General features: G+C 72.0%; 10 protein-coding genes and 1 riboswitch. Of the genes, 5 read left to right on the top strand and 5 right to left on the bottom strand.

Annotated elements, in window-relative coordinates; genetic code table 11:
* Positions 1 to 13 precede the first annotated feature (13 nt).
* The 4 genes from AB0E88_RS16995 to fahA form a co-directional block, all read right to left on the bottom strand.
* Positions 14 to 241: a ferredoxin family protein gene (locus AB0E88_RS16995; RefSeq protein ID WP_053852588.1), complete on the bottom strand. Its 228-nt coding sequence runs from the start codon at positions 239 to 241 to the stop codon at positions 14 to 16.
* A gap of 170 nt (positions 242 to 411) precedes the next feature.
* On the bottom strand, positions 412 to 1,200 hold the full coding sequence (locus AB0E88_RS16990) for a GntR family transcriptional regulator (protein WP_361630755.1): 789 nt from the start codon (positions 1,198 to 1,200) through the stop codon (positions 412 to 414).
* A 248-nt stretch (positions 1,201 to 1,448) separates the two neighbouring features.
* A complete protein-coding gene (locus tag AB0E88_RS16985) occupies positions 1,449 to 2,387 on the bottom strand; it encodes a M56 family metallopeptidase (protein WP_361630752.1) in 939 nt (312 codons plus the stop codon).
* A 450-nt stretch (positions 2,388 to 2,837) separates the two neighbouring features.
* The gene (gene fahA / locus AB0E88_RS16980) at positions 2,838 to 4,052 is read right to left on the bottom strand and encodes a fumarylacetoacetase (RefSeq protein WP_361630749.1); all 1,215 of its coding nucleotides are present in this window, start codon (positions 4,050 to 4,052) and stop codon (positions 2,838 to 2,840) included.
* Positions 4,053 to 4,297: 245 nt separating this feature from the next.
* Here fahA and AB0E88_RS16975 point away from each other — a divergent pair, with 245 nt between their 5' ends.
* From AB0E88_RS16975 to AB0E88_RS16965, 3 genes are all read left to right on the top strand, one after another.
* On the top strand, positions 4,298 to 5,554 hold the full coding sequence (locus AB0E88_RS16975; RefSeq protein WP_361630941.1) for an ATP-grasp domain-containing protein: 1,257 nt from the start codon (positions 4,298 to 4,300) through the stop codon (positions 5,552 to 5,554).
* Between the two features lie 179 nt (positions 5,555 to 5,733).
* Positions 5,734 to 6,936, top strand: coding sequence for an FAD-dependent oxidoreductase (locus tag AB0E88_RS16970; RefSeq protein ID WP_361630746.1), 1,203 nt, complete (start codon positions 5,734 to 5,736; stop codon positions 6,934 to 6,936).
* 106 nt (positions 6,937 to 7,042) lie between these two features.
* Positions 7,043 to 7,849, top strand: a complete 807-nt coding sequence (locus tag AB0E88_RS16965; protein WP_361630743.1) for an HAD family hydrolase — start codon at positions 7,043 to 7,045, stop codon at positions 7,847 to 7,849.
* 36 nt (positions 7,850 to 7,885) lie between these two features.
* Here the strand turns inward: AB0E88_RS16965 and AB0E88_RS16960 are convergent, their stop codons facing one another.
* Entirely contained in the window at positions 7,886 to 8,380 is a 495-nt protein-coding gene (locus AB0E88_RS16960) for a transglycosylase SLT domain-containing protein (RefSeq protein ID WP_361630740.1), read from the bottom strand.
* Positions 8,381 to 8,385: 5 nt separating this feature from the next.
* Positions 8,386 to 8,568, bottom strand: a riboswitch (cyclic di-AMP (ydaO/yuaA leader).
* Positions 8,569 to 9,146: 578 nt separating this feature from the next.
* On the opposite strand from AB0E88_RS16960, the gene AB0E88_RS16955 reads away from it, so the two are divergent.
* Positions 9,147 to 10,157, top strand: coding sequence for a polyprenyl synthetase family protein (locus AB0E88_RS16955; protein WP_361630737.1), 1,011 nt, complete (start codon positions 9,147 to 9,149; stop codon positions 10,155 to 10,157).
* Positions 10,158 to 10,641: 484 nt separating this feature from the next.
* Positions 10,642 to 11,922 carry a DUF2092 domain-containing protein gene (locus AB0E88_RS16950; RefSeq protein ID WP_361630734.1) on the top strand — a complete coding sequence of 427 codons (1,281 nt, stop codon included), beginning with the start codon at positions 10,642 to 10,644 and terminating at the stop codon, positions 11,920 to 11,922.
* Positions 11,923 to 11,929 lie beyond the last annotated feature (7 nt).

Genomic DNA, 11,929 nt, shown 5'->3' with positions numbered 1-11,929 from the left:
CGGGTCGGACCTTTCACCGGAGCAGGTACGGCATGTTGACGGTGACGGCTCCGGTGGGGCAGCGGGCCGCGCACGGGCCGCAGTACCAGCACTCGTCGACGTGCATGTACGCCTTGCCGCTGGAGGTGTCGATGGCGAGGGAGTCCAGCGGGCACATGTCGACGCAGAGCGTGCAGCCGTCGATGCACTTCGACTCGTCGATGGTCACGGGCACGTCGGCCCGCTGGGGCACCAAGGGCATGGCTGTCTCCAGAGATCCGGGAAAGGTCTGCGGAAGTCCGCCGGACAGGCGGGGATCCGCGGAAAGAAGTCGCCGCGGCCGTGAACCGGTCGGGCCCCGCCGAACGATGAAGAGGTGAAGGCGGAAGGGGCCGGAAGACCGGAAGGGGGCGGTATGCGGACAGGCAGGGGTCAGAGGGAGCGGTGCAGCAGACCGCTCATGGAGATGCGGTCGCCACGGAAGCGGATGAACTCGAGGTCCACCGGGCGCCCGTCACACAGGTGCGTGAGGCGCTCCAGCATCAGGACGGCCGCTCCGCGGGGCGCCTCCAGTACGGCGGCGGAGTGGGCGTCCGCGTTCACGGACTCCAGGGTGATCTCGGCGTGGCCGAGACGCCGGCCGGTGATGGCCTCAAGGAGACGGAAGACGTCGGTGTTCTCCAGGTCGGCGCCGAGCAGGGCGGTGCCGATGTCGAGCGGGACATAGGTCAGGTCGAGCGAGAGAGGCAGGCCGTTCAGGCGGCGCAGTCGTTCGATGTAGAGGACGTCGGCGCCGGGCTGGACGTGGAGCCGGTCGGCCACGGGGCCCGGCGCGGGGACGGGGCCCATGGTGCGGACCTCGTTGGTGACACGGCCGTGTTCGTGCAGGGTTTCGGCCAGACCCATCAGGCGGTCGAGCCCATGGGGGTACTTACGGGCGACGACGACCGTGCCGACGCCGGGCAGACGGTCGACGAGGCCCTCGGAGCGCAGCAGGTCCAGAGCCTGCCGGACGGTGTTGCGGGAGGTGCGGTAGTCGGTGGCGAGAAGGGATTCATGGGGGAGTGTGCCGCTCTCGAAGCCGCCGGTGAGGAGCTGGCGGCGGAGCAGGTCGGCGAGCTGCCGGGCCCGGTCCGCACGCAGCCGGCGCCGCGCGCGGTGGGCGGCGACGGTGGTCGCGCCCTGGCCGGCGTGGTCCCGGATGCGGTCGGTGGCTGGCATGGCTGGAACCATACCGAGCAGGTAGGAAAAGGAGGGTTGCTGAAATGTTGCGCCACCTGACGACCCATCGAATACGCCGCTGACCTCGGGCTTCGATGGCAATCGGGGGAGATCTGCCACCCGGGAGCGGGCGGTGGCAGCCAGGGCCGGGGCGTCGGGCAGCGGGTGTCGGGCCGGTGCGGGGCCGTCGGGCAGCGGGCGCCGGGTCGGCGTCGGGCCGGTGGAGAGGCGGCGTCAGGCCAGTGCTGTCAGGCCAGTGCTGTCAGGCCGGGCGCGAAGGCGATCAGGAGCGGCAGCAGGGGGACCAGCGCGGCCACGGTGGTCGTCAGGGCCCGCCGCCTGCGGTCCAGCCGGGGCGGAGGCTCCAGCAGCCGGTCGACCCGCTCACCGAGAAGGCGGTGGCTGGAGGCGCAGGACAGGACGCCCCGGTGCTGGTTGAGCTCGATCAGGGCGAGGGCGGTGGTGATGTGGCCGCAGCGGCGGGAGGCGGTGTCGTCGGCGGCCAGCTCGACCAGGCGGTGGGTCTGGTCGCAGAAGTGGGCGAAGAGCGGGATGCGGGGGAAACCGGTGGCCAGTGCGGTGGACAGGTGCAGCAGCCAGTCGTGGTGGGCGCGGGCGTGGCCGCGCTCATGGGTGAGGACGGCGTCGAGCTGGTGGGCGGTGAGGCGGTGCAGGGCGCCCGTGGTGACGACCAACTGGGGCGGATGGCCCGGCATCCACCAGGCGTCCGGATACTCGTCCTCCAGGACGAGCAGCGGGCCGCGCGCGGGGCCCAGGCCGACTGGCAGTTCGGGAGCGCGTTCGCGCAGGTGGGCGCGGGTCACGCCACGGCGCCGGCGGGCCTCGACCAGCTCACGCGCCAGCATGGCGGTGGTCCAGGCGGCACCGCAGGCCAGCAGGAGGGTGAGCGCGACCGCCCAGGGCGGCGCGGAAGACAGGTCGTACGCCTCGGTCACGCCGGGCGGTGCGGGCGCGAACAGCTGGGTGCGCACGGTGTGGAAGACGGCGGCCGTGCTGAGTGCCAGGGCCGTCAGACAGCACAGCAGGACGGTCGCGACGAGGCACTGCCACACCCACAGGGCGACGACCGGTTCCCGCTCGGGCCAGGCGGCCCGGGTCAGCGCGCGCGGGACCGGCACAGCGGCCGTCAGAGCGACGGCGCTCAGCAGGAGCAGGCAGACGGTCATGCCACGGGCTCCGGATCCTGGTCGGGCAGGGCGGGGGTGGTCGTACGGGCGACGGACGCGATCGCTCGACGGCTCGGTGAGGGCGTCCGTCGCCAGTATGACGGCCCCGGGGGCGGTGCGTCAGCCCTCTGAAAGGAGCGCCCGCGGGGGCGGAGGGGCAGCTCGTGATCACGGCCCCTGCGGGGCATGCAGCGGCCGGTGATCACGGTCCCTGCGGGGCATGCGCGGCCGGTGATCACGGGCCCTGCGGGGCACGCAGTGGCCGCTGATCACGGACCGCGCAGGGGAGGGAGCGGTCCGTGATCACGGACTCTGCGGGTGGAAGGGGCGGCCAGTGATCACGGCTATGCGGGGCGGAGGGGCGGCCTTTGATCCCGTGTCCCGCCGGGATCGGGGGCAGCCCGCCGTGGCCCCGTCCGGCCACGCCTCACGGTGGCCCGCCGGAGCGCGTCAGCGCGTGACGATCCGTCCTGTCACCTCGCCGAGGCCCACCCGGACGCCGTCCGGGCCGGGGGCCCAGGCGGACAGGGTCACCACGTCGCCGTCCTCCAGGAAGGTCCGCTTGCCGTCGGGGAGGTCCAGGGGGTCCTGGCCGTTCCAGGTGAGCTCCAGCAGGGAACCGCGCTGGGCGGGCTCGGGGCCGCTGACGGTGCCGGAGCCGTAGAGGTCGCCGGTGCGCAGCGAGGCGCCGTTGACCGTCATGTGCGCCAGCTGCTGGGCGGCCGTCCAGTACATGGTGGAGAAGGGGGGCTCGGAGACGACGTGGCCGTTGATGGCGACGGAGATCCGCAGGTCGTAGCCGCCGGGTTCGTCGGTGGAGTCGTCGAGGTAGGGCAGCAGCGGGTGGGTGCGCTCCGGGGGTGCGACGCGGGCCTCGTCCAGGGCCTCCAGCGGGGTGATCCACGCGGAGACCGAGGTGGCGAAGGACTTGCCGAGGAAGGGGCCGAGGGGGACGTACTCCCAGGCCTGGATGTCGCGGGCCGACCAGTCGTTGAGCAGGCACAGCCCGAAGACGTGGTCACGGAAGTCGCCGAGGGCGACCGGCTCGCCGAGGGAGGAGGGAGCGCCGACGACGAAGCCGACCTCGGCCTCGATGTCGAGGCGGACGGACGGGCCGAAGACGGGCGCCGGGTCCGTCGGGGCCTTGCGCTGGCCGGAGGGGCGCACGATGTCGGTGTCGGAGACGACGACGGTGCCGGAGCGGCCGTGGTAACCGATCGGCAGGTGCTTCCAGTTGGGGGTGAGGGAGTCGGCGGCGTCGGGGCGGAAGATCTGGCCGACGTTCCGGGCGTGGTTCTCGGAGGCGTAGAAGTCGACGTAGTCCGCGACCTCGAAGGGCAGGTGCAGGGTCACCGCGGACAGGGGGTGGAAGAAGGGCTCGACGGCCTCGCGATGCGAGGGCACCGTGACCCACGCCGTCAGTGCGCGCCGGACGTCGGACCAGGCGGTGCGGCCGGCGGCGAGCAGCGGGTTCAGCGAGGGCTGGGCGAGCAGCGCGGCGTAGGGAGAGCCGAGCGCCATCGCCGCCGCGCCCGCGTCGAGCACGTGGTCGCCGAGCCGGACACCGACCCGCCGCTCGGCCGGAGAACCGGCGGGCGAGAAGACGCCGTACGGAAGGTTGTGCGCACCGAAGGGGTCGCCCTCGGGGACGTCGAAGGGGGGCATGCGGTGCCGCCTCGCTTTCGTGCACGTCGGACACGGCGCCAGGGCCGTGCGATCCAGGTGGTCGCGGCACACGTTACGGCCGAGTCGGCTGTCTTGGGCAGTGTCTAAAGAGTTTGCAATGTCCGTTATAGCCTTGTCGGAGGTGGCAATTCCGGCTTAGCGTCCTTTGCGGGGAACACGGACGGAGGGCATCCGTTCCGTCGGGGGGACACGTGGGGGGACCCGTGGCCAGCAGTGCCGCAAGCCTGCCGTTCCAAGTCGACCGTGAAGTACCTGGCCTGATCGTGAAGTTCGGAGACTATCCGCTGCACCACGGCGGGGTCGGGGCGATCCGCAGTCTGGGGCGTCTGGGCGTGCCCATGTACGCGATCACCGAGGACCCCTACACCCCGGCCGCCTCCTCCCGTTATCTGCGGCGCGCGTTCGTGTGGCCGACGACGGGCGCGGAGGAGGCGGGGCGCCTGGTCGAGGGGTTGTTGCGGATCGGGCGCCGGATCGGGCGGCCGACCGTGCTGATCCCCACCGACGAGGAGGCCGCGGTGCTGATCGCCGAGCACCAGGGCGACCTCGCCGGGCCGTTCCTCTTCCCGCGCGTCGCCCCGGACCTGCCGCGCCGGCTGGCCAGCAAGCAGGGGCTGCACGAGCTGTGCGCGCAGCACGGCATCCCCAGCCCGGCGGCCGCGTTCCCGCGGTCGTACGGCGACGTCGTGGCGTTCGCCCAGAAGGCCCGCTTCCCGGTGGTGGCGAAGAACCGGGAGGCGTTCGTGCGCCGTACGCGGCCCGCCGTCAACGGCACCACGCGCATCACCACCCGCGACGGGCTGCTCGCGCTGGCGCGGGACTGGGGGGAACGGCCCGGGGTGATCCTGCAGGAGTACCTGCCGCGTGAGCAGGCCGAGGACTGGATCGTGCACGCCTGCTTCGGCGCGGACTCGTCACCGCTGGCGATGTTCACCGGCGTCAAGGTCCGGTCCTGGCCGCCGCACGCCGGGATGACGGCGAACGCCTACGTCGTCGACAACCCGGAACTCGCCGACGTCGCCGCACGTTTCGTCAAACAGATCGGCTTCACCGGGATCATCGACCTCGACCTGCGCTTCGACCGCCGCGACGGGCAGTACAAGCTCCTCGACTTCAACCCGCGCATGGGCGCCCAGTTCCGCCTCTTCGAGAACGAGGCGGGGGTGGACGTGGTCCGCGCCCTGCATCTGGACCTGACCGGCCGCACCGTTCCGGAGGGGGAACAGCGCGCCGGCCACCGCTACATCGTGGAGAACATCGACCTGGCCGCCCTGCTCGCCTATCGCCGCAGCGGTTATACGACGCCGCACGCACCGGCCCGGGCGAGCGGCACGGAACTGGCCTGGTTCGCGGGTGACGACCCGCTGCCGTTCCTCACGATGCTCGCGCGCTTCGTGCGACCCGGCGCGAAGCACCTCAGTCAGCTGTGGCGGACCCACCGCCGCGGCAGCACCGGACCGGGCGGACGCCACCAGCCGTAGCCTCCTCCCGGCCGGAACACGAAGCCACGACACCGCGAAGCCACGACACCGCGAAGCCACGACACCGCGAGGCCACGACACAGCGAAGTGGCGCCATCGCGAGGCCACGACACCGCTAAGTGGCGCCGCACCACGACTACACCGCGAAGTGACGACATGACGTCCTGGGGAGGGACTTCGTGAACCAACCGGTAGCAGTCCTCGGGGCAGGCCCCTTCGGCCTGTCCACCGCCGCCCATCTGCGCGCCCGTGGCGTGCCCGTCCGCGTCTTCGGCGACCCCATGGTCAGCTGGCGCGACAACATGCCCGCCGGCATGCTCCTGAAGTCGACCCCCGTGGCCTCCAGCATCGACTGCCCGCAGCGCGGCTACACCCTCGCCGACTACTGCGACGCGGCCGGCATCCGGCGGCTGGTCACCGACGAGGACATCATTCCCGTGGAGACGTTCATCGCCTACGGCGAGTGGTTCCAGCAGAAGCTGGTGCCCGACCTGGAGCGGGTGCGGGTGGTCTCCGTGGACCGGCGCACCGGGGGCGGCTTCGAACTGAAGCTGGACTCGGGGGAGCAGCTCGCCGCGCGGGCCGTCGTCGTCGCCACCGGACTGTCCGGCCTGTCCCACCTGCCCCGCGAGCTGGCCGCGGCCGCCCCGGACGGACCGGCTCCGACAGCGCCCGTCTCGCACAGTTCCCAGCACCACGACCTGTCCCGGTTCGCCGGCCGTGAGCTGATCGTCGTCGGCGCCGGACAGTCCGCGCTGGAGACGGCGGCGCTCGCCGCCGAGGCCGGGGCCCGGGTGCGGGTGGTGGCCCGCGGCCGGGGGCGGGTCGCCTTCGGCGCGGCGCCGTGGGACCAGCCCCGGCTGCGCCCTCAGTCGCCCTTCGGCCGGGCCTGGTCGCTGTGGGCCCTCAGCTATTACCCGCACCCGTACCGCTATCTGCCCGCCGAGATACGCCACTACCTGGTCCGCCGGGTCCTCGGACCGCTCGGCGCCTGGTGGCTGCGTGAGCGCTTCGCGGGAAAGGTGCAGGTCAGCGAGGTGCAGCGGATCGTGCGGGCGGAGTCGACGGGCGAGGGCGCCACCCTCACCGTGCGCAGTCACGCCGGCCGCACCGAGCGGCTGGCCGCCGACCACGTCATCGCGGCCACCGGCTACCGGGTGAACCTCGCCGCCATGGACTTCCTCGGCCACGGGCTGCGCACCGCGCTCGCCGTCAGCCGCGGCACCCCGAGGCTCGGCGCCGGGTACGTCTCGTCGGTCCCCGGCCTGTACTTCACGGGTCTGCCGGCGGCCGGATCGTACGGCCCGGTGATGCGGTTCGTGTGCGGCACGGAGTTCGCCTCGCCACGGCTGGCCCGGCATCTGGTGGCGGCGCACGGCTGAGGGGACGGCGGACCCGCGCGGAGCGGCGGCGGCCCTGTGCGGGGGCCGGACGGAGCGGCGTAACGAGTGGTGAACGGGTGACCTGCGGGGTCCGTATTCTCTGATCATGGCCGCACCCCTCGCATATGCCCTCATCGCCACTGACCTGGACGGAACGCTGCTGCGCGGCGACGACACGCTGTCCGACCGGTCCCGGGCCGCGCTCGCGCGGGTGGCGAACGCCGGCGCCCGCCACCTGGTGGTGACGGGCCGCCCGGCGCCCCGGGTGCGGCCGCTGCTGGAGGACCTCGGCTGCACGGGGCTCGCGGTGTGCGGCCAGGGCGCGCAGGTGTACGACGCGGGGGCCGGCCGTCTGCTGTGGTCGGTGACGCTCGACCGGGAGCTGGCCGAGACCGCGCTCGGCAAGATCGAGGCCGAGGTGGGGGAGGTGTACGCCGCGGTCGACCAGGACGGCGTGGACGGGCTGACGCTGATCGAGCCCGGCTACCGGATGCCGCACCCGACGTTGCCGGCGGTGCGGGTCGGGCGGCGCGACGATCTGTGGGGCGAGCCGATCAGCAAGGTGCTGCTGCGCCATCCCGAGCTGTCCGACGACGAACTGGCGGCGACGGCGCGCGCGGTGGTCGGTTCCCTCGCGACGGTGACCATGTCGGGGCCGGGGACCGTGGAACTGCAGCCGTGCGGCGTCACCAAGGCGACGGGGCTCGCGCTGGCGGCCGACCATCTCGGCCTCGGCCCCGAGCGGGCGCTCGCGTTCGGGGACATGCCGAACGACATCCCGATGTTCGCCTGGGCCGCCCGGGGGGTGGCCATGGCCAACGCCCATGCGGAGCTGAAGGCCGTGGCCGACGAGGTCACCTTGTCGAACGAGGACGACGGCATCGCCGTCGTCCTCGAACGACTCTTCCCGTGAGGCAGCGACTCACGGCTTCTCGCGTGGGGTGGTGGCTCAGTACGCGCTGAAGACGTTGTCGATCGAGCCGTAGCGGGCGGCCGCGTAGTTGCAGGCAGCGGTGATGTTGGCGATCGGGTCGTACGGGTCCATGGAGGTGCCGGACACGTGGTAGGCGAGGAACGTCGGGTCGATCACCTGGAGCAGGCCCTTGGACGGGGTGCCGGCGGCCGCGTTGGAGTCCCACAGGTTGATGGCGGCGGGGTTGCCGGAGGACTCGCGGATGATGTTGCGGTAGATCCCGTCGTAGGTGCCCGGGATGCCGTGCCGGGACATGATGTCCAGCGACTGGCGGATCCAGCCGTCGAGGTTGTTCGGGTAGACCGAGTTGGCGGCCGTGATCACGGTGGCGCTGGTCGCCGGGGTGGCGGCGGAGGCGCTGGTGGCGCCGAAGAGCGGCAGCGCGAGGGCGGCGGCACCGGTGCCGGCGACGGCGAGGGTGCGGACGAGGCGGGACGTGCGGGTGCGGCGGTGCTGACCGGCAGCAGACATGACGAAGTTCCTCTCCCACGCCTGCGAGGTGAGCTGTCGGGTTCGGGCTGGAGATGCCCGGCCGGCCGCGGTTGCGGCACGGCTTCACCCCAAGCCGGTCCGGGGCGTCGTCGGGGTGACGACGTCCGGCTCGGCGACTTACCTGGGTCCCCCGCTCCTGCCGTACACGGATGAGTTGGTCCGATGGTGGATGCCGGACGGCGGCAGGATTGGGCGTCCATCCGACAGGCCGGGAAGTTATGCGAGAGCTGATGCCGGGAACAAGTACCGGTTTCACCTAATGCCCTGGTTGACCTTGGTCCGGGGTGTTTGGGGGGCTTGATCCTTTGTGATCGGCAAGGCTCAACTCGCTTGTGGGGACTGGCGAAACCCGGGGCAGACGGAGAGAAGGCCGGTGAGGGCGGCGCGTGACCCAATTCACTGGTGTCACACGGGAAACACATTTGGTACTAAGGCGGCCAAGGTGAATCGGCTGATTAATTACGGCAAAACGGGCAGTCGGGTCGTGTTGTGGCGCGCTGTGACGGGGTGCCTCACGGAGGGTGGGGGATGGTCTTCGCGGCACGCGCGTGGTTGATATCGGTACTTTTCGGCCGATCAGATTTGATCGATAAACATATCGGGCGTGATCCGATACCACCTGGCCTGTAACCGTGGGCGCTATCGGTGATCGAAACGTGACCGGATACGCTGACTTGAGTGATGTCAGCGACCTATCGACAAACCGTGTAATCGCCTACCGGCACCAGCAGACAGGAGACCCCTCGTGACCGTCGTCGGGCCGTTCGGGCTTAGCGTGCGGGACCAGGCTCTCGAGGCCGATGTCCAGGCCGGATTGGCGGCTGTCGAGGAAGGGCTGCTCGAGGCCACCAAGAGCGAGGTTCCCTTCATCACGGAGGCCGCGCAGCACCTGGTGCGGGCGGGCGGGAAGCGGTTCCGGCCGCTGCTCGCGATGCTGGCGGCGCAGTTCGGTGATCCGTATGCGCCGGGTGTGGTGCCGTCGGCGGTCGTGGTCGAGCTGACCCACCTCGCGACGCTGTACCACGACGACGTCATGGACGAGGCCGCCGTACGGCGCGGGGTGCCCAGCGCGAACACGCGGTGGGGCAACTCGGTCGCCGTACTGACCGGCGACTTCCTCTTCGCGCGGGCCTCGCAGATCCTCGCCGACCTCGGTCCCGAGGCGGTGCGGGTTCAGGCGCTGGCGTTCGAGCGGCTGGTCACCGGGCAGATCCTGGAGACCGCGGGGCCGCAGGACGGGCGCGACCCGGTCGACCACTACCTCGAGGTGCTCGGCGGCAAGACCGGATCGCTGGTGGCGGTGTCGTGCCGGTTCGGCGCGATGATGTCCGGCGCCGACGAGACGGTCGTGGACGTGCTGACCCAGTACGGCGAGCGGCTGGGTGTCGCCTTCCAGCTGGCCGACGACGTGCTCGACATCGCCTCCGACTCGCACGAGTCCGGCAAGACGCCGGGCACGGATCTTCGCGAGGGCATTCCTACGCTGCCGGTGCTGCGGCTGCGGGAGCAGGCCGAGCGGCTGGGGCTGCCGGAGGACCGGGCGCTGTGCGAGCTGCTGGACTCCGATCTGAGCGACGACGCGCGACACGCGGAGGCGCTGACCGCGCTGCGCGCGCACCCCGCGCTGGAGCAGGCGCGGCGCGACACCGTCCGCTACGCCGAGGAGGCGCGTGCGGCGCTGGCTCCGCTGCGGGAGTGCGGCGCCAAGGCGGCGCTGATGGAGTTGTGCGACGCGGTGGTGCACCGGGCGGGCTGACCGCAGCCGCCCGGGCGGTTCCGCCTCGCGGGCGCGGCGTGCCCACCCCCGGATGGACACCTCCTCCTGGCGTGAGCGCACCCTCGGTGGAGCCGTCGCCACACCCCGGCTGGAGACCTCCCCCTGGCGTGACCGCACCCCCGGGTTGACCTACCGCCGCACCACGGCTCGGGTGGACACCTCCTCCCGGCGCATCCGCACCCCCGGGTGGGGCCCAGCTGCTCGTTCCCGTGGCTCTCCGGTCCCCCACCTCCCCTACGGGTAGGGCGACCTGAGCCCCCGCCATGTCATACCCCAGCAGTACACGCAGTTGCGTCCGTGGAGTGACGCTTCCCGGCGGCCGATTTGGTCTCATGGAAAGCACGGAAGACACCACTCCTCACCGATTCGGGTGAGAATGGCGGCTTGGGGTGGGGCCCGCCGGGAGCACGCGCCGGGGGTCACGGGAAGGACAGCCGCCGCCGACGACGGAGGTAGCGCACACATGGCACCGTATGGAAGCGATGACAGGGCGACGGCCGTGCAGGAGCCCGGCTCGTCGGGCGGGGGGCGTCGCAGGGCCGCGCGGTACGTCGTGCCCGCGACCGTCGTGGGCGTGGCCGCCGCGACGATCGGGATCGTCCCCGCGCTCGCCAGCTCGGGCGACCCGGATCTGCCGAAGATCACCGCGCAGCAGCTCATCGAGAAGATCGCGGCGTCGGACGGCCGGCAGATGTCGGGCACCGTGCGGATCACCACCGACCTCGGGCTGCCCGACGTAGGCGGGCTCGCGGGCGGTCTCGGCGGGAAGGCGGGCGGCTCCGGTGACGGCTCGGCCGCCGATCCGTCCGCCAAGATCACCGAACTCGCCACCGGTTCGCACACGTTGCGGGTCGCGGCCGACGGTCCGGACCGGCAGAAGGTGTCGGTGCTGGAGGACGCCGCCGAGTACAGCCTGATCCACAACGGCAAGGACGTCTGGGGTTACGACAGCAAGTCCAACGAGGTGTACCACGCCACCTCGGACGCCACCGGCGAGGACCAGGGCAAGGACCAGCGCAAGGACACGCGGGGCACGGACGACTTCTCCGGCACCCCCAAGGACTTCGCCGAGCAGGCCCTCAAGGCCGTCGACTCCACGACCGCCGTCACGGTGGACGGCACCGCCCAGGTCGCCGGCCGCGACGCCTACAAGCTGCTGATCAAGCCCAAGCAGTCCGGCAGCACGGTCGGCGGGATCACCATCGCCGTGGACGCGAAGACCGGCGTGCCGCTGAAGTTCACCCTGACCCCGAAGAGCGGCGGCGCAGCCGTGGTCGACGCCGGCTTCACGCACGTCAGCTTCGCCCGACCGGCCGCCTCCACCTTCGACTTCACCCCGCCCAAGGGGGCCAAGGTCACCGAGGGCGGCGACCGTGAGCACGCCAAGGGCGATCGCCCCCACGGCGACGGTCCGCTGAAGGGCGGGCTCCCCGAGCACCTCCTGCCCGTGCCGGGCGGGGCGCCGGGCAAGGGGCTCGGCGGAGCCAAGGTCCTCGGTGAGGGCTGGAACGCCATCGCGGTCCTCGACACCGGCGCCAAGGGCGGTGTGCCCTCCGGCAGCGAGGTCGGCGGCGACCTCGGCGGCTTCCTGGACTCGCTCGGCGACAAGGTCTCGGGCAAGTTCGGCAAGGGCACGGTGTTCTCCACCCGCCTGGTGAACGCCCTGATCACCGACGACGGCAAGGTCTACGTCGGCGCGGTCACCAAGGACGCCCTGGTGAAGGCCGCCGACGCGGGCAGGTAAGCCGGCG

This window comes from Streptomyces sp. NPDC028635 (genome assembly GCF_040637635.1).
Taxonomy (GTDB): domain Bacteria; phylum Actinomycetota; class Actinomycetes; order Streptomycetales; family Streptomycetaceae; genus Streptomyces.
The sequence above is the reverse complement of the archived record's forward strand: the minus strand, read 5'-3'. Positions and strand labels throughout refer to the sequence as shown.

Excerpts from the sequence above, each read along its gene's own strand:
- AB0E88_RS16995 (WP_053852588.1), bottom strand. The coding sequence starts at position 241 with ATGCCCTTGGTGCCCCAGCGGGCCGACGTGCCCGTGACCATCGACGAG.
- AB0E88_RS16990 (WP_361630755.1), bottom strand. The coding sequence starts at position 1,200 with ATGCCAGCCACCGACCGCATCCGGGACCACGCCGGCCAGGGCGCGACC.
- AB0E88_RS16985 (WP_361630752.1), bottom strand. The coding sequence starts at position 2,387 with ATGACCGTCTGCCTGCTCCTGCTGAGCGCCGTCGCTCTGACGGCCGCT.
- fahA (WP_361630749.1), bottom strand. The coding sequence starts at position 4,052 with ATGCCCCCCTTCGACGTCCCCGAGGGCGACCCCTTCGGTGCGCACAAC.
- AB0E88_RS16965 (WP_361630743.1), top strand. The coding sequence starts at position 7,043 with ATGGCCGCACCCCTCGCATATGCCCTCATCGCCACTGACCTGGACGGA.
- AB0E88_RS16960 (WP_361630740.1), bottom strand. The coding sequence starts at position 8,380 with ATGTCTGCTGCCGGTCAGCACCGCCGCACCCGCACGTCCCGCCTCGTC.
- AB0E88_RS16950 (WP_361630734.1), top strand. The coding sequence starts at position 10,642 with ATGGCACCGTATGGAAGCGATGACAGGGCGACGGCCGTGCAGGAGCCC.